The sequence below is a fragment of the Ruegeria sp. SAZA006 genome (assembly GCF_059613465.1).
Genome location: NZ_JBXWSO010000004.1, coordinates 77,386 through 99,300 on the forward strand (window position 1 = coordinate 77,386; position 21,915 = coordinate 99,300).

Here is a 21,915-nt window from a genome sequence, read left to right on the forward strand (position 1 = left end):
CTGCGCGGTGGATACCGGCACCAAGATTTCGGCGATTGCCCATGTGACATTGATCGGATGGGCCCTGTTCGGCGGCACGTTCCGGTCCGAGCCGCTGCCTTTTGCTGTGCAGGAGGTGTCGGTGGTTTCGGCTGAGCAATTCGCTGCCCTGACGGCGCAAAGCGATGCGCCCGAAGTTCCGACGCCCCCCAACGCATTGGAAGATCCGGTCGTACAACCCCCGGCGCCCGAAGTGCCGGAGCCGTCTGCGGAAGAACAGCCGCGCCCCGAGCCGGTCACGCCACCTGAACCGGAGCCCGAGCCGCAACCCGAGGCAGTTGAGGCTCCACCTGAACCCGAAGTGATCGAGCAGCCTCCGGTACTGGATGAACCGGAACCCGAGGTTGCGGTTTTGCCAGCGCTGCCCGAGTCCCAGCCGCGCCCAGCGGACAAGGTCGCCCCCGAACCCATCGCTCCTCCGCCACTGGACGCAAAGCCGGACGATATCGAAACACCGGCGGTTTCGCTGGATGAAGGTGCTGAGATCCAGCAGGAGCAGCAAGACCAGACCGCGCCCGAGGAAGCCACCGACCAGATCGTGACCGAGGCGGAAGAAGCCAAGGACCTGTCGCCACAAAGCTCGCCGCGTCCCCGGGTCCGGCCCAATCGGCCCAAGCCTGCGGAAACCGAACAGACCGCGACCGCTGAGCCGGCCGAACAGGCTGCGGAACCGGACGAGGCCGCGATCAATGACGCGTTGGCCGAGGCCTTGGGCGGTGCGTCCGAGCCGTCCGGCCCGCCTCTCACCGGCGGTGAAAAGGATGCGATGCGTCTGGCTGTTTCGCGGTGCTGGAATGTGGGCTCGTTGTCGACCGATGCGCTCAAGACCGTTGTGGTGGTCGGTTTCTCACTGAACCGCGACGGCTCGATCGTTCCCGGCAGCCTGCAGCTTCTGGATAGCTCCGGCGGCTCGGACGGGGCCGCAAAACAGGCATACGAGGCCGCCCGGCGTGCGATTTTGCGCTGCGGAGCAAAAGGATATGACCTTCCTGCTGACAAATACGAGCATTGGAAGGATATTGAGATCACCTTCAATCCCGAGAGGATGCGGATCAAATGATGAAACTTCTGACCAGCCTCTTCGTTGGCCTGACCCTTCTGTCGGCCCCCGTGTCTGCGCAAACCGGCCCACTTCGGCTGGAATTGGATGAAGGCATTATCGAACCTTTGCCGTTTGCGGTGCCCAGCTTTGTACCGGACAGTCCGGCGGCCAGCCAGTTTGCGGCTGACATCAGCCGCGTCATCGCCGAGGACCTGACCGGAACCGGCCTGTTCCGTGAGATTTCGCCGGATGCGTTCATCAGCCGTGTCAGCAGTTTCGAAGCGCCGGTCCAATTTGCGGATTGGAAGGCGATCAATGCCGATGCGCTGGTCACCGGCGCGGTGAATGTCTCGGGCAACACCCTGTCCGTCCGGTTCCGGGTCTGGGATGTATTCTCGGGTCAGGAATTGGGCAACGGCCTGCAATTTGCCGGTACGACCGAGGGCTGGCGCCGAATGGCGCACAAGGTGGCCGATCAGGTCTACAGCCGCATCACCGGTGAAGGAGGCTATTTCGACAGCCGTGTGGCTTTTGTCTCGGAAACCGGCCCAAAGGATCAGCGCCGCAAGCGGCTGGCCATCATGGATTATGACGGGGCGAATGTTCAGTACCTGACCGACAGTGCCGCGATCGTTCTGGCCCCGCGCTTTTCGCCAACGGGCGACCGGCTGCTCTACACCAGCTATGAAAGCGGCCGGCCGCGGATTTACGTTCTGGATGTTGGCCGGGTCAAGCGGCAGGAATTGCAGACTCAGGAAGGTACGATGAGTTTCTCGCCACGCTTTTCGCCGGATGGCCGCTCGATCGTCTATTCGCTGACGCAGGGCGGCAATACGGATCTTTGGAAAATGGATCTGGCGTCCGGGCAGAGCGTGCGCCTGACCAACACGCCCGCAATTGAAACCGCGCCCAGCTATTCGCCCGACGGATCGCGGATCGTGTTCGAGAGCGACCGTTCCGGCAGCCCTCAGCTGTACATCATGCCGGCAAATGGCGGTGAGGCGACCCGCATCAGCTTTGGCCAGGGACGCTATGGAACACCGGTCTGGTCACCACGCGGAGATCTGGTGGCGTTTACCAAGCAGAACAAGGGCCGGTTCCATATCGGTGTGATGCGACTGGACGGTAGCGAGGAGCGGCTGTTGACCGCCTCGTTCCTGGACGAGGGGCCCACATGGTCGCCCAATGGCCGGGTCATCATGTTTGCGCGGGAAACACAGGGCGCCAGCGGGCGTTCGACCCTTTACTCGGTCGACATTTCGGGCCGAAACCTGCGCCCCGTACGCACCCCGGACGGTGGCAGTGACCCGTCGTGGGGGCCACTGTTGAATTAAGGAGCCGCCGGTCCGGCCGAAGTTCACAAGGCAGGCTGGCTGTGATAGACAGACGTCAATAAACAAACGGGACAAGAGGCAACAGAAATGAACGTATTGAGCAAGTTTGCGGCTCTGGGCGCGCTGGCGCTGGTGGCCGCATGTACCAACAACGATCCCTCGGCTTTGGGCGGTGGCGCCGGCGGCAACGGCGCAATCGTCCCGGGTTCTCCCAGCGACCCACGTTCGCCCGCCTATTTCCAGCAGGCGATCGGTGACCGGGTCCTGTTTGCCGTGGATCAGTCCACGCTCTCGCCCGAGGCGCAGACGATCCTTCAGGGGCAGGCCCAGTGGCTGTTGGCCAACACCGACTACGTCGCGACGATCGAAGGTCACGCGGATGAACAGGGCACGCGGGAATACAACCTTGCGCTGGGCGCCCGCCGGGCAAATGCCGCGCGGGAATACCTGATTTCCCGCGGTGTGGCCGGAAACCGTCTGCAGACGATCAGCTATGGCAAGGAGCGCCCGATCGAAATCTGCAGCACCGAGGAATGCTATTCCAAGAACCGCCGCGCGGTCACCGTGCTGACCGGATCCACAACGGGGTAACAGGATGAGAATTGCGGGATTGGTTCTGGCGACGGCTTTGACCCTTGCCAGCGGCGCGCAAGCGCAGGATCAGCAGACTCTGGCCGATATCCGCCAGGAGCTGACGGTGCTGCATGTCGAGATCCAACGGCTCAAGCGCGAGTTTTCCACGACAGGCTCGCCCGCGCCGAACCTGTCCGGCAGTTCGATTCTGGAACGCGTTGACGCCATCGAGGCCGAGTTGCAGAGGCTGACACGGCAGACCGAGCAGCTGAATCAGCGTGTTCAGAATGTCGTGACGGACGGAACCAACCGGATCGGAGATCTGGAGTTCCGTCTCTGCGAGCTGGAACCCGGTTGCGAGTTCACCGGCGAAGACACACCGACATTGGGTGGAGATAGCGACACAGCGGCCATCACCGCTCCGGTGACGACGCCCGGCGATGCCACCGACGGCGACCAGGTCGAACTGGCCGTAGGTGAACAAGCCGATTTTGATGCCGCGTCGCAAGCCCTTGCGGACGGAGATTTCCAGACGGCGGCCGATCTTTTTGCGCAATTTGACAGCGCGTATCCCGGCAGCCCGCTGGCCCCCGAAGCCAACCTGAGGCGAGGGCAGGCCCTGGAAGGGCTGGGTGATACCCGCGAAGCGGCCCGGGCTTTCCTTGCCAGCTTTACTGGCGATTCCGAAGGGCCGGTGGCCCCCGAGGCGTTGTACGAACTTGGGGCAGCATTGGGCCGGTTGGGCCAGGTAGACCAAGCGTGTATCACGCTTGGAGAAGTCGGCGTCCGGTTCCCGTCGTCGGCCTTTTTGGCCACGGCAACCGAGGAAATGGCGTCGCTGAGCTGTTCTTGAGCTCACCAGCCGACACCCTTCCGGAGCGCGTCAGGGCGCTGTTGCCTGAAACGCTTCCGTCGCGACTGGGCGTGGCCGTGTCCGGCGGAAGCGACTCGCTTGCATTGCTGCATCTTTTGGTCCGGATCGCCCTGGATGAAGATGTTCGGCTGTTTGCGGCCACTGTCGACCACGGCCTGAGGCCGGATGCGGCCGCCGAGGCGGCCAGTGTTTCCGAGACATGTGCACATTTGGGCGTGTCCCATGTCACTCTGAAATGGACGGGATGGGACCGGTCGGGAAACCTGCAGGATCAGGCACGGCAGGCGCGCTACGGCCTGCTGCGGGACTGGGCGGTGTTGCAGGACATTCCCGCGGTCGCTCTGGGCCATACCGCAGATGATCAGGCGGAAACCGTGTTGATGCGTCTTGGGCGCGCCTCTGGCGTGCGTGGATTGTCGGGCATGTCTTTTGCGCGCGATCTGGACGGTGTCACGCTTTGGCGACCTTTGCTGGGCGAAACGCGCACCGCTTTGCGGGACTACCTGCAGGCTGAAGGGGTGCGATGGATCGAAGACCCTTCGAATCAGGACCTGCGCTTTGACCGGATAAAGGCCCGCGAGGCGTTGGGCCATCTGTCCGGCTTGGGGATTACGGCCGAAACTTTGTCCCGTGTTGCTGCGAACCTCGGGCGTGCGAACCGGGCGCTTGAGCATTTTGCGCAGGAATCCGCCCGCCGTGTTGCGAAGGAGATAGCCTGTGCGGTGCGTGTGGATCGCGCCGGTTTTGCTGCGCTACCTGAAGAAATACAGCGCCGGCTTTTGGTCGGTATCCTTCAGCGGATTTCCGGTCCGGGGTACCCGCCTCGGCAAAGCAAAGTCGAGCAGGTCGTACAGGCCGTTGTTGCGGGACGTTCGTCGACGCTGAGCGGTTGTCAAATCCTTACGGACGGGAATAGTTCGTGGTTTTGCAGAGAGCTGACCGCCGTTTCGGCATGCGTGGCCCGACCGGCCGAACTCTGGGACGGGCGTTGGATCGCGACAGGACCGGACACGCCCGGAGCGCAGATCCGCACGCTTGGCGAAACCGGGTTGCCACAAGTACCCGACTGGCGCGCGACAGGGGTGCCGCGCATGGTGCTGATGGCCACGCCCGCCGTTTGGCTGGGCGACCAAATCGTGTCTGCGCCATTTGCCGGTTTTTTGAACGGATGGACGTTTGAAATGGACCCGAAATTCCCCGAGTTTTCGGCTTCTTTTTTATCGCATTGAACCTGCTTCAATCATCTCTATTTTAAGAGGCAACCCGGCAGCGCCTCATCTGCCGATGTCTTTTGGGAGAATTTTCTTGGGCAACGCTCGCAATATAGCCTTCTGGGTCGTTCTCTTCCTGTTGATCCTTGCACTGTTCAATCTGTTCAGCGGACCGGGAGGAACCCTCCAGAGCAATGAAAAAACCTATTCGGATTTCGTAAGCGCCGTCGAAGCAGGCGACGTAAAAGGCGTGACGCTGGATGGTGAGCAGATCCGTTACACAACCAGTTCCGGCGGGAATTTCGTCACGATCAAGCCCGGTGATGCCGAAGTTACCAAGCTGCTTATCGAGAAAGACATCCCCGTGCGGGCAGAAAAGCAGCAGCAATCCGGCTTTCAGTCGTTCCTGATCACGCTGCTGCCGTTCCTGTTGCTGATCGGTGTCTGGGTCTATTTCATGAACCGGATGCAGGGCGGCGGCAAAGGCGGTGCCATGGGCTTTGGCAAGTCCAAGGCCAAGATGCTGACCGAAAAGCACGGCCGTGTGACCTTTGACGACGTGGCGGGCATCGACGAAGCCAAGGAAGAGTTGGAAGAGATCGTCGAATTCCTGCGCAACCCGCAGAAATTCTCGCGCCTTGGCGGCAAGATCCCGAAAGGTGCGCTGCTGGTTGGCCCTCCGGGTACTGGTAAGACGCTGCTGGCCCGAGCGATTGCGGGTGAGGCCGGCGTGCCGTTCTTCACCATCTCGGGTTCGGACTTCGTGGAGATGTTCGTGGGTGTGGGTGCATCCCGCGTGCGCGACATGTTCGAACAGGCCAAGAAAAACGCGCCTTGCATCGTCTTCATCGACGAGATTGACGCCGTGGGCCGCCATCGTGGTGCCGGATATGGTGGCGGCAATGACGAACGCGAACAGACGCTGAACCAGCTGCTGGTCGAGATGGACGGGTTCGAAGCCAACGAAGGCGTCATCATCCTGGCCGCGACCAACCGCAAGGACGTGCTGGACCCGGCGCTGCTGCGCCCGGGCCGCTTTGACCGTCAGGTGACCGTCGGCAACCCCGATATCAAGGGCCGCGAAAAGATTCTTGGGGTTCACGCCCGCAAGACGCCTCTGGGCCCGGATGTCGATCTGCGCATCATCGCGCGCGGCACACCCGGCTTCTCGGGGGCTGACCTTGCCAACCTGGTGAACGAAGCCGCGTTGATGGCCGCGCGGGTCGGTCGGCGTTTTGTCACCATGGAAGACTTCGAGAACGCCAAGGACAAGGTGATGATGGGGGCCGAGCGCCGCTCGATGGTGCTGACCCAGGACCAGAAGGAAAAGACCGCTTATCACGAGGCCGGCCATGCCGTCGTCGGTATGACCCTGCCGCTGTGCGATCCGGTTTATAAGGCCACGATCATTCCGCGGGGCGGCGCGCTGGGCATGGTGGTCAGCCTGCCCGAGATGGACCAGCTGAACTATCACAGGGATGAATGTGAGCAGAAGCTGGCCATGACCATGGCGGGCAAGGCGGCTGAGGTCATTAAGTACGGTGAAGACCACGTCTCGAACGGCCCGGCCGGTGACATCATGCAGGCCAGCCAACTTGCACGGGCCATGGTGATGCGTTGGGGCATGTCTGACAAGGTCGGCAACATCGATTATGCCGAAGCGCATGAGGGCTATCAGGGTAACACGGCCGGGTTCTCGGTTTCGGCCCATACCAAGGAACTGATCGAGGAAGAGGTCAAACGGCTGATCCAGCAGGGATATGACCGCGCCCATCAGATCCTGACCGAACACAAGGAAGAATGGGAGCGTCTGGCTCAGGGTCTGCTTGAATACGAAACTCTGACGGGTGACGAAATCAAGCGCGTCATGAATGGCGAACCGCCGAATGAGAGTGACGACGAAAGCGACAAGTCCGATCACGGCAATGCCGCGAGCGTGACGGCGATTCCCAAGACCAAGGTCAAGAAGACCCCGCCCGAGGGCGGGATGGAGCCTGAACCTTCGGCATGATGCAAGAGACCCGGCCCCAGAGCCGGGTCTTTTCTTTTCGGCCTTTCCATCAGGGCAGCGAGCGTTAGGCTGCAGCGAACTTTGATCCGCTGTCGAAAGGAAATGGCATGCCTGTCCTGCGTGAAACCGAATTCAAGGCCCGGGTCGTCTGGTTGGGCCACGTTCCCGCCGGGCAATCCCTGCGGGCTCAGCCGGTGCCACAGCTCGACCTTGGGTTCTCGGGCGACATTGGCGCGCGCCATGAAGGGCTCAATCGACCATCCTGCGTGCGGGTCAAGAACCTGTACCCGGAAGGCACCGAAATCCGCAACGTGCGACAGCTGACGATCCTGGCTGCCGAGGAAATGGCGGCCATTGCTTCTGACATTGGCGTGGACCGGCTGGATCCGGCCCTTTTGGGTGCAAGTATCGTTGTCGAGGGCATTCCGGATTTCACGCATGTTCCGCCCTCGTCACGGCTGCAGGCGGATACGGGATTGACCCTGACGGTCGATATGGAGAACCGCCCTTGTGTCCTGCCCGGACGGGAAATCGAAGCAGAGTCACCGGGGCACGGCGCCCGGTTCAAACCGGCCGCACAGGGCCGGCGCGGGGTGACCGCTTGGGTCGAACGGCTGGGACTTCTGAGGCTCGGAGACAGTCTGACCCTGTTCGTCCCCGATCAGCGCGCATGGGACCCAAAACAGACGGCGGTTTCCGATTAGATACGCCCGAACAAGGCCTACGCCGTTTCGCGGCCTGAAAATGTCGGAATCCACATCCATTCAAACCGTACACAACGGTATGGATTTGACAGCACCGACGCGCGGCGTCGGTTTTGCACGGAATTCAATCAGGGATCTTGCCCAATGAGCTACAAATCCGACATTGAAATCGCTCGCGAGGCGAACAAGAAGCCAATCCAGGAGATTGGTGCAAAAATCGGCATCTCGAGCGACGACCTGCTGCCATACGGCCATGACAAGGCCAAGGTAAGCCAGAATTTCATCAACTCGGTCCAGGACCGCGAAGATGGCAAGCTGATCCTTGTGACTGCAATCAACCCGACGCCCGCGGGCGAGGGCAAGACCACCACAACCGTCGGTTTGGGTGATGGCCTGAACCGGATCGGCAAGAATGCGATGATCTGTATCCGCGAGGCCTCGCTTGGTCCGAACTTCGGCATGAAGGGGGGAGCCGCGGGCGGTGGCTATGCGCAGGTCGTTCCGATGGAAGAGATGAACCTGCACTTCACCGGTGACTTCCACGCCATCACCTCGGCCCACTCGCTGCTGTCGGCGATGATCGACAACCACATTTATTGGGGCAACGAACTGGAAATTGATACCCGCCGCGTCGTTTGGCGCCGGGTCGTCGACATGAACGACCGCGCCCTGCGCCAGATCACGGCCTCTTTGGGGGGCGTGTCGAACGGGTTCCCGCGTGAAGCAGGTTTCGACATCACCGTCGCGTCCGAGGTCATGGCGATCCTGTGCTTGGCCAACGACCTGAAGGATCTTGAAAAGCGCCTGGGCGACATTATCGTGGCCTACCGCCGCGACAAGACCCCGGTTTACTGCCGCGACATCAAGGCCGAAGGCGCGATGACCGTTCTTCTGAAGGACGCGATGCAGCCCAACCTGGTTCAGACGCTGGAAAACAACCCGGCCTTCGTGCATGGCGGCCCATTCGCCAACATCGCGCATGGCTGCAACTCGGTCATTGCGACCAAGACCGCGCTGAAGGTGGCCGACTATGTCGTGACCGAGGCTGGTTTCGGGGCCGATCTGGGCGCCGAGAAGTTCATGAACATCAAGTGCCGCAAGGCGGGCATCGCGCCGTCGGCGGTGGTGATCGTGGCCACGGTGCGTGCGATGAAGATGAATGGCGGCGTGGCCAAGGCCGATCTGGGCGCGGAAAACGTCGACGCGGTAAAGTCGGGCTGTGCCAACCTGGGCCGCCACATCGAAAACGTGAAATCGTTCGGCGTACCGGTCGTCGTGGCGATCAACCACTTTGTCACCGATACCGATGCCGAGGTTCAGGCGGTCAAGGACTACTGCGCCGAACATGGGGTTGAGGCGGTTCTGTCGCGGCATTGGGAACTGGGCTCGGAAGGATCTGCAGATCTGGCAAAAAAAGTCGTTGAACTGGCTGATGCCGGTACCGCGAATTTTGCGCCGATCTACCCTGACGAAATGTCCCTGTTCGAAAAGATCGAGACCATCGCCAAGCGCATCTACCGCGCTGACGAGGTTCTGGCCGATGCCAAGATCCGCAACCAGCTGAAGGAATGGGAAGCTGCCGGATACGGCAACCTGCCGGTCTGCATGGCCAAGACACAGTATTCCTTCTCGACCGATCCGTCGCTGCGCGGCGCGCCCACCGGCCACTCGGTTCCGGTGCGCGAGGTGCGCCTGTCGGCGGGTGCTGGCTTTATCGTGGTGGTCTGCGGTGAGATCATGACCATGCCCGGGCTGCCCCGTAAACCGGCGGCTGAGACAATCCGCCTCAACGACGAAGGTCAGATCGAGGGCTTGTTCTAAGCCGCTGAATAAGACATCTCGTGGTCCGGGGAATCCCCGGGCCATGAGGAGATTGCGATGCCCACTCTGACACTACCGCAGGACTGTCATTCCATGCAGGAATTGCGGGTTCAGATCGACAAGCTGGACCGCCAACTGATCGAACTGTTGGCGACGCGCGCAACCTACATCGATCGCGCGTCCGAATTGAAACCGGGCGAGGGCCTGCCGGCCCGAATTCCCGAGCGTGTCGAGGATGTGGTGCAAAAGGTGCGTTCAAACTCGGTTGAGGTGGGCATGGACCCCGATCTGACCGAAAGGCTTTGGCGCATCTTGATTGATTGGTCGATTGCGCGCGAGGAGAACGTGCTCGGCCCTGACTGAATGACCGGGCGCCCTTCGCGCCCGATCCGCTTTTTGAAAGAAGGGATCAAAGGATGGTAGCTCAAGTCATCGACGGCAAGGCCTTTGCGGCCAAGGTCCGCGCGCAAGTCGCCGATCAGGTTGCAAAACTCAAGGAAGAAAACGGCATCACCCCCGGTCTGGCAGTGGTCCTGGTCGGCGAAGATCCGGCCAGCCAGGTCTATGTCCGCTCCAAGGGCAAGATGACTGTAGAAGTGGGCATGAACTCATACGAGCACAAGCTGGATGCCGACACGTCCGAGGCAGATCTGCTGGCCTTGATCGAGAAGCTGAACAACGATCCCGCGGTGCATGGCATTCTGGTCCAGCTTCCGCTGCCCAAACATTTGAATGAGGACTTGGTGATCAACTCGATCGACCCGGCCAAGGATGTCGACGGGTTCCACATCTCGAACGTGGGTCTGTTGGGCACCGGTCAGAAATCCATGGTCCCCTGCACACCGTTGGGCTGCCTGATGATGCTGCGCGATCATCATGGCTCGTTGTCCGGCATGGATGCGGTGGTGATCGGCCGGTCGAACATCGTGGGTAAGCCGATGGCCCAATTGCTGCTGGGTGACAGCTGCACCGTGACCATCGCGCACAGCCGTACCAAGGACTTGCCCGATGTCGTGCGTCGCGCCGATATCGTCGTGGCCGCCGTGGGCCGCCCCGAGATGGTGCCTGGCGACTGGATCAAGGAGGGCGCCACCGTCATCGACGTTGGCATCAACCGGATCGAGCGTGATGGAAAAACCAAGCTGGTCGGCGACGTGGATTATGCCAGCGCGGCCGAGCGCGCAGGCGCTATCACACCGGTTCCCGGTGGTGTTGGCCCGATGACCATCGCCTGCCTGTTGGCCAACACTCTGACGGCCTGTTGCCGGTCGAACGGCCTGCCCGAGCCCGAAGGCCTGACGGCCTGACCACTGGCGGCCTTGGGGCGGAGCGTCCGCCCCGGGGCCAACGTGGGGATGAAACGACCCCCGCCAGCACGCCGCAAACGTGTTTGATTGTCTGACATTTCGTGATAAGCTTGAGTTTCCAGCCGGTTACGAAGTGAACAAGTGGGCGTCTGAGGGACAAGGGCTGGGTCTCGGAAGGCTGCTCATTGATTTTGATATGTTGTCAAAACTGAGCCCATTCATTGCAGAATGCACGCCTCAGAGGGTGGTCGCCGGTATTCTGTTCATCCCGTTGCTCGCCTATACTTTTCCACCGTTCCGAGAAATGGATCTGCCCTTCTCCGTACGTCTGGCGTTCTGGGCAGGAGTGATGATTTTGGCGGTTGTGGCAACGTGGGGGTCTCGGCAGTTGGTGAAGGATCGTCTGGACCATGTCGGACTGACGGTCCGCGACGTGGCGTTTGCCTTGGTGATCCTTGTATTGTTCACGCCTGCGCTGTGGATCCTGACGTGGATCCTGTACGCTGCCAGTGGCCACGATGCCCCCGGTTTGCTGGCGGTTGGCACTTACGGTGTGCTTTTTAGCACAGGTCTGGTTCTGGTCAGCAAAGGCGAAGCCCCGCCTGAAAACGACGAGGTCATCGAAGCACCTCAACCCCGTTTGGTGAGCCGCCTACCGGATGGGTTTCGTGGTGATATCCTGCGGCTAGCGGTCCGGGATCACTACGTTGATGTGGTAACCACCAGCGGAACCTATACGATCCGGTCGCGCTTTACTGACGCGATTGCTGAGATGGAGCCGATTTCGGGCCATTGTACCCACAGATCCCATTGGGTTACGGACGCGGCCATTCTGGAAATCCAGAAAAACGACGGCAAGACCTACCTGCGCCTTCGGAACGATGATCTGGTTCCCGTCAGCCGCAAGTACAAACCCAAACTGGAAGAAGACGGTGTGATCTGAACCAGCTGTCGCCTAACGCGGCATCGCCGTCAGCTGTGGCTGTGGGCCCGTCAGAATGGCGCGGGCGTCCGGCTGCATCAACTGAGACAACGCGGTGTCCGAGCTGCGCAACCCTCCGGTATATGTTCCATAAGCCGGCATGATCAGCCGGCACCTGTCGAACAAGAAGGCCGGGCGCGAAATCATGCGGCCCCGCGCATTGAGCCGGACCTTGGGGTGAAAATGGCCTGAAACTTCGCCTTGCGCGTCGGTTTCCGCTATATGGCGGAAGACCAGCACGTCTTGGCTCCACTCGGCCAGATGGGTGCCGCTCAGCGCGACGGGACCCGGGTCGTGGTTGCCCTCTATCCAGATCCAGAGCCGCCCGGCTTGCAGCGCAGAAATCTCGAGCCGATCTGCGTCGCTCAGCCTTTCCGAGGCTTCGAGATCATCGAAACTGTCCCCCAAGCAAACCACTGTCTTGGCACCGGTCGTGTCAAGATCGGCGGCCAGCCGGGACAGTGTCTCTCGGTTGTCATAAGGGGGCAGGGCCGGTCCGCCCCGCCGAACGACCCGAGATGACTTGCCCAAGTGCAGGTCCGAAACACACAGAAGATCGTGCGCAGGCCACCAAAGGGCGCCCGATCCCATGGCGCGCAGCTGGGCACCTGCAAACGAAAATTCAAGGCTGTTCATGGTCCGTTCTTTGCCTGTCAGGGCGTGATTTGCAAGTCGTTTCTTCAGGCGGGTTCCAGGCCGGCGTCGCGCAACAAACGGGCGCTTTCTTCGGCCAGCAGCCGCTCTTCGGCCACGCCCTTGACCGGGACCTTTCCCACCTCGAGCAGCAACGGCGCCGCCAGCGGTGACACCCGGTCCAGCCGGATCAGATCGATCCTTTCTCCGATGCGTGCAATCATGGCCTCGATCCGTCCGAAATCGACCAGCCCGCGCATGGCTTCTTCGCGGGTGATCTGCATCAGCAGGTGGTCGGGGTCGTATTTCAGCAGCGTGTCGTACAGGATGTCCGACGAAAAGGTCGCCTGCCGCCCGCTTTTGCGTTGGCCACCTGTGTTGCGCTCGATCAGCCCGGCGATGGTGGCCGAGGCGCGGAAGGTCCGTTTCATCACCGCATTGCCCCCCAGCCAGTTGTCCAACCCGTCGCGCAGGGCCTCGATCTGGAACAAGGGGCTGGGGTCGCTCACCGCGTCCAGACCCCAGATCAGCGTGGCATAGTCGGTCGCGACAAAGCCCAGCGGGGCCAGCCCGGTTTCCTCCATTCGTTTGGTCAGCAGCAGGCCCAGCGTTTGTTGTGCGTTGCGTCCGGCAAAGCCGTAAACGCACAGGTTTTCGCGGCCGTCATTGGGAAAGCTCTCGATCAACAGCCGATCACGCCCGGGCAGCCGCGACATCCGACGCTGCAGATCCAGCCATTCACCCGTATGTTCGGGCAGCTGCGGCCAGTCGGGCTGTGCAAACATCCTCAGGATGCGGTCGCTCAGCTGGGTCGAGGTGGCGAATTTGGTGCCCGAGAAGGTGGCGACCTTGGGCTTTTTGTCCGCACGGCGCGTGACCTCGACAACCGTTTCGCGCAGCCCTTCATAGCGCACGATCTGACCGCCGATCAGGAAGGTGTCGCCCGGGGTCAGCGATGCGGCAAAGGCCTCTTCGACCTCGCCCAAGGGTTTGCCGCCCCGGTTCCGCTTCAGCCTGACCTTCAGTGTATCGCTGTCCTGGATCGTGCCCAGGTTCATACGGATGCGCTGCGCCGCGCGAGGGTCGCGCAGCTGCCACCGCCCGTCGGGGCGCTGTTGCAGGCGCTGCCAGCGGTCATAGGCCTGCAGCGCATAGCCACCTGTGGCGCAGAACTCCAGACAGGCATCGAAGGCTGCGCGAGACAGATCGGCATAAGGACCGGCCGAGGTGACCTCGGCATACAGGGTATCGGCATTGAACGGCCCGGCGCAGGCCGCGATCAGGATGTGTTGGCACAAGACGTCACGCGGGCCGGGGCCGCGCGGCTCGCCGTCCAGATCGTGTGCGCGTGCGGCCTCCAGCGCGGCAACGCATTCAACCACCTCGAACCGGTTGGCAGGCACCAGCAGAGCCTTGGACGGCGCGTTGTAGCGGTGGTTGGCCCGCCCGATCCGCTGGACCAGGCGCTTGACGTTCTTGGGGGCGCCGATCTGGATCACAAGATCCACGTCGCCCCAATCGATCCCCAGATCGAGGCTGCCGGTGCAGACGATGGCGCGCAGGTCTCCACGAACCATCGCCGCCTCGACCCGTTCGCGCTGTTGCCGGTCGAGGCTGCCGTGGTGGATGCCGATGGGCAGGCCTTCGTCATTGGCCAGCCACAGGTTGTGAAAGAAGATCTCGGCCTGGGCGCGGGTGTTGTGGAAAATCAGCGTCGTCTTGTGCTGCCGGACCTGCTCCAGCACCGCCGGGATGGCATAGGCCGCGCCGCCCCCGGCCCAGGGCGGCATTTCGGCCGTTTGCAACATGGCGATATCGGGATCGGGGCCGGGGTCGGCCAGAACAATGTCGCAAGGGTCGGGGTGGCGGGCCAGAAAGCGCGCGATGGCGTCCGGGTCCTCGACTGTGGCCGACAGGCCCACGCGCCGCAGATCGGGGCACAGGGTCTGAAGGCGGGCTAGCGCCAGCATCAACTGGTCGCCTCGCTTGCTGTCGGCCAACGCGTGTATCTCGTCCACGATCACGCGCTGGACGCCCTGAAACATACGTGGTGCATCTTCGTAGGACGCCAGCAGCGCCAAGCTTTCCGGGGTCGTCAGCAAGATATGCGGCGGGTCCACGCGCTGGCGTTTCTTCTGGGTGGGGGTGGTGTCGCCGGTGCGGTCTTCGATCCGGATCGGCAAGCCCATCTCGTCGGCCGGGCCGCGCAGGTTGCGCTTGATGTCGGCGGCCAACGCCTTGAGCGGCGAGACATAGATCGTGTGCAGCCCCGCGTGCCGCCCATCGGCCAGTTCGATCAGCGAGGGCAGGAACCCGGCCATCGTCTTGCCGCCGCCCGTGGGCGCGATCAACAGCGTCGCAGGGGCCTGTGCCCGGTCGATCATAGCCTGTTGGTGCGGGTGGACGGACCAACCTTTGGCGGCAAACCAAGCGTCAATCCGGGCGGGAATCTGCGTCATATGCGCAGACTAGCCCGCCAGGTGTCAAAGCGGAATGCGGTTTGGGTCCGTCTTACTTAACGATTTCCTCGTCCTTGACGAACATGTTCGCCCAGGCGCGGTCGATCAATTCCGGGCTCATCTGATAGGGGATGCCCTCGAACTCGCAGATCGAGATCATCTGGTCGATCAGGAAGATCGGCTGATAGTTCGCGTAGACATTGTTGATGGTCGGGTATTTGACTTTCAGAAGATGCACCAGCGCGGCTTCGTCCAACGGAATGCCGCGCTTGCGGGCCACCATGGCGAAGATCTTCAGGAAGTTTTCCTGGTTCGGGCCGTCGATCTTGATCTTGAAGAAGATCCGGCGCAGCGCGGCCTGGTCGAAGATCTCGTTCGGGTGAAAGTTGGTCGAGAAGATGACCAGTGTGTCGAAGGGAACTTCGAACTTTTCACCCGACTGAAGACCCAGAATGTCCTTGCCCTCTTCCAGCGGAACGATCCACCGGTTGATCAGGGCCTGCGGCGGCTCGGCCTGGCGGCCAAGGTCGTCCACGATGAAGATGCCGCCGGTCGATTTCAGCTGCAGCGGCGCCTGATAGGTGCGCGCCGTGGGGTTGTAGACCAGGTCCAGCATGCTCAGCGACAGTTCACCACCCGTGACCACCGTAGGGCGTTCACATTGGACGTACCGCGTGTCGAACCGCTTGCGGCGGCGCAGGCTGTTCGGGTCGTCAGCCTCTTGCTCGATCGCTGTGTGCACGATCGGGTCGTACACGGTGATCACCTGACCGGCATATTCGATGGCATACGGAACAAAGACGTTGTCTCCCAACGCATCCCGAATTCCGTTGGAAATCGAAGACTTACCGTTGCCCGGCGGGCCGTACATCAGGATCGAGCGACCGGCGCTGACCGCAGGGCCCAGGTGGTCAAGCAGGCTGTCCGGCAGGACAAGATGCCCCATGGCGCCGGTCAGCTGATCGCGCGTGACTTGGATGTTCCGGATCGACTGCCGTTTGACCTGCTCGCGGTAGACCTCCAGCGGAACGGGCATGGCGCCAAAGTATTCGGACTGGCTCAGCGCGTCCAAAGCCCGTGCCTTGCCGGCGTCGGTCAGCTGATAGCCCATTTCATTGCCGCTGTTGGCGTTCAATGTCCCCGTCGCCTCAAGCAGCTTCTGTTCGCGGGCGATGTCGACCAATTCCTGCGTCACCGAACTCGGCAGACAGATCGAGGCGGCGATCTCGCTCACCGTGTCCACATTCTTGCGAAAAACGGTCTTCAGAAGGATGTCCCGCATCATAACCAGCGGAAGCTGCATTTCCCCCAGACCCTTCGGGGCGGGAGGAGCCATAACGGATGAGGTCTGCATGTTCATGAGCGCGGCTCGTCTATCCAGTTGTCAATCCTTGGGCCCCGAAACGGACCACTTGCGGAAAATCTGGCGCAGCTTTGTGGCAGGACCAAGGCGCGGGCAAGGCGCAGGCATGATGGTTCACGAGCCGTTAATTGCGCCCAAAATCAAATAGATGCCAAGACTCGCACCCAAGGCCAGCCCCATGGGGAATTTCTTGCCCTGATCCCAGCTTTCCCAGTTCGGGGCGATCTGGCGCAGGCGGGAGTATTTGGCCAGCCGATGGGTGGCAAACGCGGCCAGCGTCGTGACCATCAGAATCACCATCACTAGCAAGAAATCACCAACCCAAACGAACGGAGCCGCAGCCGCGCAGAACTTGGCGTCGCCCGCACCCATGGCGCCGGCGGCATTGAGAAGAATGCCAAAAAACAGCACGACCACCAGATGGAACAGCTGCCAAGCATAAACCGGCAGAGAAAACTGCAAAGGCCCGATGCTGGCCCCAACCCATTCGCCCGACCAAGGTGGCAGCACAATCAGCCCGACCACCACAAAAACCAAGGCCAGAGCTGTAACCGCATGGTTCTTGATTTTCATTTCCCGCATGTCGGTGAACGCGACATAGAAACAGATGGGCAGCACAAATGGTAGAAACCACAGGGCTGCCACTGCAGGAATTGCCATGCCTTATGCTTCCTCGAGCGCGCGGAGCGACCGAACTGCTTCGTCGAAATGCTGCGGATGGGTGGCGATGGCTTCCCGGAACAGGTTCTTTGCAGTGTTGATGTCACCGCGCTTCACGGCCGAGATGCCCATCGTGTTCAAGAGTTCCGCACGTTCGGTCTGGGACATCGGGATCACCGGCATGGAATAATTGCCTTGCGCCGAGCGGGCAAGAACCAGGTTGTTCTTTGCGGTGAACAATGAACTGTCCTGTCGGATGGCTTCGGTGAACAGGCGCTCGGCCTCTGAATATTGGCCGCGGGTCAACTTGGAATACCCCCAGTTGTTCATCACGCCGGCCGGCCGTGTGGTCAGCCCGATCGCGGTTTCATAGAACTGGTCCGCACGCTTCCAGTCCTTGCTGGCGTCTGCCACCAAGGCTTCAAGCCGATACCGTTTGAACGTCTCGTAGGTCGGGGGGATCTGGTCCAGCGCTGCCTTTGCCGCCTTCCAATCACCACTCCGGACCAACGAGTCCGCATAATCGACGCGATCCGCGTTTGTTGCACCGGACATCGCGGTCACGCGCTTCCAGGCGGCCGATGCTTCGGTGCTGCGCTTGGCCCGGGTCAGTGAAATGGCAAGGCCGCGCTGCAAATCGATCCGATCTGGATTCTTGCCGGCGGCTCCACGGAAATAGGTCACTGCCTCGTTCGGGTCAGCCGCATTGAGCATCACGTCGTTGAGGTTCGTCTCGTCGATGACGTTCACTTCCTGGAACGTACGTTCGACCTTTTCCTCTTCGGATTCTTTTGCGCATGCAGACAGGATCAGCCCGCACACGACTACTGTCGGAATCAGGAAATGTTGGCGCATTTTTGCGTCCCTTACTGCTCTTGCCTCTGTTACTGGTTCTTCCGCAGTAGGAAAGCTCCGTTCCCTTGCTGCTCCAGCGTATATTCTTGTTCTTGTGGTGTATTATTAACAGGATTTTCCATTTTTGCGAGCGCTAAGCGAAGATTGTCACGGATTGCGTCACTTTCGCCATTGTCCAGCGCATAGGCCCTTTGGAAGACCTGCGCGGCCTCGGCATACTCACCTTTTTCCATCAGCAGAACGCCGAGATTGTTCCACGCAACCGACCAATCCGGGTCTTCTTCAACCGCTTGTCGCAACAGGGGCTCGGCTTGTCCCAGCCGCCTGAGGCCGAGATTGGCGGTTCCGATCGAGGTCAGGATTTCCGGGCTCATCCCCTCTGTCAGGGCCGCGCGGGTGAACGATTCCATGGCCAGTTCGTATTCTCCGGCTGCCATCAATCGGTTCCCGACAGCAATTTCGTCAATCGGCCCACCTTTGGGGTCGACGCCGGGGGCAAAAGGCCCGTTCGAAGGACTTGGGTCCGTACACGAAGCCACCACGGCAAGAACCGCGGTGGCCATCATTAGGCGGTGGAGCCCGAAGCGGGCGCACCGGTTGCATGAGGGCATGGGCTTATTGGCCTCTGTTACCGAACTCCATGATGCCTTTTGCCGAGGGACCGACCAGAATGATCAGCAGCGGCGGCACCGTCAGCATCATTGTGGCAAGGGTCATTTTCGTTGGCAACTTGTTCGCGGCTTCTTCGGCGCGCATGACGCGTTTGTCGCGCATCTCGCCGGCATAAACCCGCAGGGCGTCGGCAATCGACGTACCGAATGTGGCCGATTGAATCATCACCGTCACGAAAGAGCTCACATCCTGGACCCCGCAACGCGTCCCGAAATCGCGCAGAACCTGATCTTTCTCTTTGCCGGCCTTCATCTCATAGGCGACGATCTCGAATTCCTGCGCAATATCGGGGTAGGAGGCCTTCATCTCGCCGGCCACACGCACGATCGCCTGGTCCAGAGACTGACCGGCTTCCACGCAGACCAGCATCAGGTCAAGCGTGTCGGGAAAGCCCGCGATAATGTTCTCTTTGCGCTCTTCGATCCGGCGCGTGATCCAGTATTTGGGAATGTAGTATCCGATGGCACCCGGCACCAGAACGCGGATCATCATTTGCTGACCGGTAAATTCCTGTCCGTTTGAAAACACCGTCACCAGGAGAACACCCAAAACGATCCCGGTGATCCCCAACGCAAATTGCGCAAAGTGGAAGAACCGAACGGAATCTTTCGAACGGTAACCAGCTTGGCGCAGCTTGAGCTCCATGGCCGAGTATTCTTCTTCATCTTTCGGCTCGAGGAAGGTCGCGAACTTTTCAAGCTGTTCGTTCCGGCCTGAGTTGCGCAACTGATCCTTCTTGCCGCGCTTTTCCTTTTTAGGCGCAGCGTTTGCACGCTGCAGCTTTTTCAAGGGATCTTCCGGCTGGTTCAAAAGGATCGGAATGGTCACCAGGACCATGAACAATCCCAGCACGCCGACGACGATCAGCGGGCCGAACTCGCCCAATTGATCCGTCAGCATGTCGTTGATTTGGGTCAGAAATTCCATGGTCGTGCCCTCAGACCTTGATGTTGGTGAGAATGCGCATGACGATCAGGTTCAGCGTCAGCATGATCCCCACGACAAAACAGGCGGGAATGAACCATTTGTGGTCCAGAACCGAGTCATAATACCCGGGGTCCTTGACCAGAATGAAAACCAGGCAAAACAGTGGGAACCCCGACAGGAACTTGCCCGACCACTGCGCCTCGGCCGTGATCGCCTTGACCCTGCGGAACAGACGGAACCGTGCGCGGATCACCTTGGCAAGCCCGTCAAGGATCTCGGCCAGGTTGCCGCCCGACTGCTGCTGGATGCCAACGGCGACCGCGAGAAAGCGCAAATCCTGCATGTCCAGCCGTTCGGCCATGTCCTTCAACGCCTCGCCCACGTCACGGCCATAGGCGCATTCGTCGGCAATCACGCCAAATTCGGTCGCAAGCGGATCCTGCACCTCGTTCGCGACGATCTGGATCGTCGAAACGAACGGGTTGCCGACCCGAAGTGAGCGCACCATCAGTTCCACGGCATCGGGCAACTGCTCTTCAAGCATGCCCATGCGCTTCTTGGCCTTGTGATTGACCCAGGCATAGACAGCGCCGATACCGATTGCGATCGACAGAGCTGCCCGCAGGATTGTGTCGGTTCTGGTGCCGATGCTCAGGCCCATGAACGCGACCACGGACACCAGTGCCATGATCATGACCAGTTGCCGCGGGCTGAAGGCAATCGCCGCCTTCTGGGCCTTGTCGGCCAACAGCGAGTAGAGCGGAATGCTCTGCGACTTCATGTGCTGCTGCATTTCCTTGCGCAGCTGCTCCAGAACCTGTTCGCGCCCGACGCCTTTGTCGATCATGTCCAGACGGCGATTGACGCGGCTGTTCAGGCTGATGGATTTGCCGAAAGCCACCAGATAGATACCTTCGACCAGCGCCAGAACCCCGACGAAGATCGCGACATAGATGAGCGCCTCGGTTGGCAGTTGCATGCCCTGATCTCCTACATTGTCGTCGGTTCGTAGATCGATGCGGGCAGGTCATACCCCCACAGACGGAACCGTTCGGAATAGTGGCTGCGAACGCCGGTGGCCGTGAAATGACCAATGATCTTATTGTCGGGCGTCAGGCCAACACGTTGGAATTTAAAGATTTCCTGCATCGAGATTACGTCACCTTCCATCCCGGTGATCTCGGTGATCGAGGTCATGCGGCGCGAACCATCCTGCAGACGGCTGGCTTGGACGATCAGGTTCACAGCGCTTGCAATCTGGCTGCGCACGGCCTTGATAGGCATTTCGATCCCGGCCATCGCGATCATGTTTTCAAGACGCGAGATACCGTCACGGGCCGAGTTGGCGTGGATCGTGGTCATCGAGCCGTCGTGGCCAGTGTTCATGGCCTGCAGCATGTCGATCACCTCGGCGCCGCGCGTTTCGCCCACGATGATGCGGTCAGGGCGCATCCGCAGAGCATTTTTCAGACAGTCGCGCGGGCTGACTTCGCCTTTGCCTTCCACGTTGGGCGGGCGGCTTTCCATCCGGCCCACATGGGTCTGCTGCAGCTGCAGTTCAGCCGTATCCTCGATGGTCAGAATGCGTTCTGCGTCATCGATGAAGCTGGACAGCGCGTTGAGCGTGGTCGTCTTACCGGAACCCGTACCACCAGACACGATGATGTTCAGACGAGTGGAGACGGCGGCCTGAAGATACGCGGCCATTTCTTCGGTAAACGCGCCGAAATTGACCAGATCGTCGATGCCGAGCTTGTCTTTCTTGAATTTCCGGATGGAAACCAGGGATCCATCCACCGCGATCGGTGGAACCATGGCGTTGAAACGAGACCCGTCGCGCAGACGGGCGTCAACATAGGGGTTGGATTCATCGACCCGGCGACCAACGGCGGACACGATCTTGTCGATGATCCGCATCAGGTGCTTTTCGTCTTTGAACGATACGTCGCTCAGTTCGAGCTTGCCGAACCGTTCGACAAAGATCTGATGCGGACCGTTGACCAGAATATCGCTGACCGAGTCGTCTTGAAGCAGTGTTTCAAGCGGACCCAGACCGGTGACTTCGTCGTACAATTCCTTGTTCAACTGGGTCCGGTCTTCGCGATTGAGAACGATATTCTTGGCTTCCAGAACCTCGCTCGCGATCGCGCTGATTTCGGTGCGCAATTCGGCTTCGGCTGCATTTTCCAGTGCAGCCAGGTTCAGGTTTTCCAGAAGCTCCCGATGCAGCTCGATCTTGATTTCGCTCAGCCGTTCCTTGCGCTTGCGTTCGCGGTCGTTGCCCTTGGCTTCCGCCGCGGTTTTGGCCACCGGTTTGCGGGCAATCGCGGTGGACGGCGACGGTGCCGCTGCCGGAGCAGTTGGGGCTTCGGCGGCCTTGGGGGCTTGTGAAGGGGTCGCAACCGGCTGCGCATCTGATGGTTTCTTGTAACGTGAGAACACGGCGGT

General features: G+C 60.8%; 20 protein-coding genes. 11 read left to right on the forward strand and 9 right to left on the reverse strand.

Annotated features, from left to right (window positions below; all coding sequences use genetic code 11):
• Positions 1-7: 7 nt before the first annotated feature.
• From tolA to AC2FNZ_RS03095, 11 genes are all read left to right on the forward strand, one after another.
• On the forward strand, positions 8-1,099 hold the full coding sequence (tolA, locus tag AC2FNZ_RS03045; RefSeq protein ID WP_496839505.1) for a cell envelope integrity protein TolA: 1,092 nt from the start codon (positions 8-10) through the stop codon (positions 1,097-1,099).
• The gene (tolB, locus tag AC2FNZ_RS03050; protein ID WP_093962775.1) at positions 1,096-2,415 is read left to right on the forward strand and encodes a Tol-Pal system beta propeller repeat protein TolB; all 1,320 of its coding nucleotides are present in this window, start codon (positions 1,096-1,098) and stop codon (positions 2,413-2,415) included. Before tolA ends, tolB begins: the two co-directional genes overlap by 4 nt.
• Positions 2,416-2,502: 87 nt before the next feature.
• Positions 2,503-3,006 carry a peptidoglycan-associated lipoprotein Pal gene (pal, locus tag AC2FNZ_RS03055; protein WP_093962774.1) on the forward strand — a complete coding sequence of 168 codons (504 nt, stop codon included), beginning with the start codon at positions 2,503-2,505 and terminating at the stop codon, positions 3,004-3,006.
• A gap of 4 nt (positions 3,007-3,010) precedes the next feature.
• A complete protein-coding gene (ybgF, locus tag AC2FNZ_RS03060) occupies positions 3,011-3,841 on the forward strand; it encodes a tol-pal system protein YbgF (RefSeq protein WP_496839506.1) in 831 nt (276 codons plus the stop codon).
• The gene (tilS, locus tag AC2FNZ_RS03065; RefSeq protein WP_496839507.1) at positions 3,838-5,091 is read left to right on the forward strand and encodes a tRNA lysidine(34) synthetase TilS; all 1,254 of its coding nucleotides are present in this window, start codon (positions 3,838-3,840) and stop codon (positions 5,089-5,091) included. The genes ybgF and tilS overlap by 4 nt, the downstream gene beginning before the upstream one ends.
• Positions 5,092-5,167: 76 nt before the next feature.
• Entirely contained in the window at positions 5,168-7,084 is a 1,917-nt protein-coding gene (ftsH, locus tag AC2FNZ_RS03070; protein WP_093962771.1) for an ATP-dependent zinc metalloprotease FtsH, read from the forward strand.
• 107 nt (positions 7,085-7,191) lie between these two features.
• Positions 7,192-7,788: an MOSC domain-containing protein gene (locus tag AC2FNZ_RS03075; RefSeq protein WP_496839508.1), complete on the forward strand. Its 597-nt coding sequence runs from the start codon at positions 7,192-7,194 to the stop codon at positions 7,786-7,788.
• Between the two features lie 144 nt (positions 7,789-7,932).
• Positions 7,933-9,609, forward strand: a complete 1,677-nt coding sequence (locus AC2FNZ_RS03080) for a formate--tetrahydrofolate ligase (RefSeq protein ID WP_475144729.1) — start codon at positions 7,933-7,935, stop codon at positions 9,607-9,609.
• A gap of 57 nt (positions 9,610-9,666) precedes the next feature.
• Entirely contained in the window at positions 9,667-9,972 is a 306-nt protein-coding gene (locus tag AC2FNZ_RS03085) for a chorismate mutase (RefSeq protein WP_170337522.1), read from the forward strand.
• Between the two features lie 53 nt (positions 9,973-10,025).
• Positions 10,026-10,916 (forward strand): bifunctional methylenetetrahydrofolate dehydrogenase/methenyltetrahydrofolate cyclohydrolase FolD, encoded by an 891-nt coding sequence (gene folD / locus AC2FNZ_RS03090; protein WP_093962767.1) that lies wholly within the window; start codon positions 10,026-10,028, stop codon positions 10,914-10,916.
• Between the two features lie 79 nt (positions 10,917-10,995).
• A complete protein-coding gene (locus AC2FNZ_RS03095; RefSeq protein ID WP_496839509.1) occupies positions 10,996-11,859 on the forward strand; it encodes a LytTR family DNA-binding domain-containing protein in 864 nt (287 codons plus the stop codon).
• A 12-nt stretch (positions 11,860-11,871) separates the two neighbouring features.
• On the opposite strand, the gene pdeM is transcribed toward AC2FNZ_RS03095, so the two are convergent.
• From pdeM to AC2FNZ_RS03140, 9 genes are all read right to left on the reverse strand, one after another.
• Entirely contained in the window at positions 11,872-12,534 is a 663-nt protein-coding gene (gene pdeM / locus AC2FNZ_RS03100; RefSeq protein WP_496839510.1) for a ligase-associated DNA damage response endonuclease PdeM, read from the reverse strand.
• Between the two features lie 44 nt (positions 12,535-12,578).
• Entirely contained in the window at positions 12,579-14,990 is a 2,412-nt protein-coding gene (locus tag AC2FNZ_RS03105) for a ligase-associated DNA damage response DEXH box helicase (protein WP_496839511.1), read from the reverse strand.
• A 52-nt stretch (positions 14,991-15,042) separates the two neighbouring features.
• On the reverse strand, positions 15,043-16,350 hold the full coding sequence (locus tag AC2FNZ_RS03110; RefSeq protein ID WP_093962764.1) for a DUF8689 domain-containing protein: 1,308 nt from the start codon (positions 16,348-16,350) through the stop codon (positions 15,043-15,045).
• Positions 16,351-16,467: 117 nt separating this feature from the next.
• On the reverse strand, positions 16,468-17,013 hold the full coding sequence (locus AC2FNZ_RS03115) for a prepilin peptidase (protein ID WP_170368829.1): 546 nt from the start codon (positions 17,011-17,013) through the stop codon (positions 16,468-16,470).
• A gap of 3 nt (positions 17,014-17,016) precedes the next feature.
• Complete coding sequence (locus tag AC2FNZ_RS03120; RefSeq protein WP_496839512.1) at positions 17,017-17,868, reverse strand: tetratricopeptide repeat protein; 852 nt, start codon at positions 17,866-17,868, stop codon at positions 17,017-17,019.
• 29 nt (positions 17,869-17,897) lie between these two features.
• Complete coding sequence (locus tag AC2FNZ_RS03125) at positions 17,898-18,479, reverse strand: tetratricopeptide repeat protein (protein ID WP_496839513.1); 582 nt, start codon at positions 18,477-18,479, stop codon at positions 17,898-17,900.
• 4 nt (positions 18,480-18,483) lie between these two features.
• Complete coding sequence (locus AC2FNZ_RS03130; protein WP_093962760.1) at positions 18,484-19,467, reverse strand: type II secretion system F family protein; 984 nt, start codon at positions 19,465-19,467, stop codon at positions 18,484-18,486.
• Positions 19,468-19,477: 10 nt separating this feature from the next.
• Entirely contained in the window at positions 19,478-20,446 is a 969-nt protein-coding gene (locus tag AC2FNZ_RS03135; protein ID WP_093962759.1) for a type II secretion system F family protein, read from the reverse strand.
• Positions 20,447-20,457: 11 nt separating this feature from the next.
• Positions 20,458-21,909, reverse strand: a complete 1,452-nt coding sequence (locus AC2FNZ_RS03140) for a TadA family conjugal transfer-associated ATPase (protein WP_496839514.1) — start codon at positions 21,907-21,909, stop codon at positions 20,458-20,460.
• Positions 21,910-21,915 lie beyond the last annotated feature (6 nt).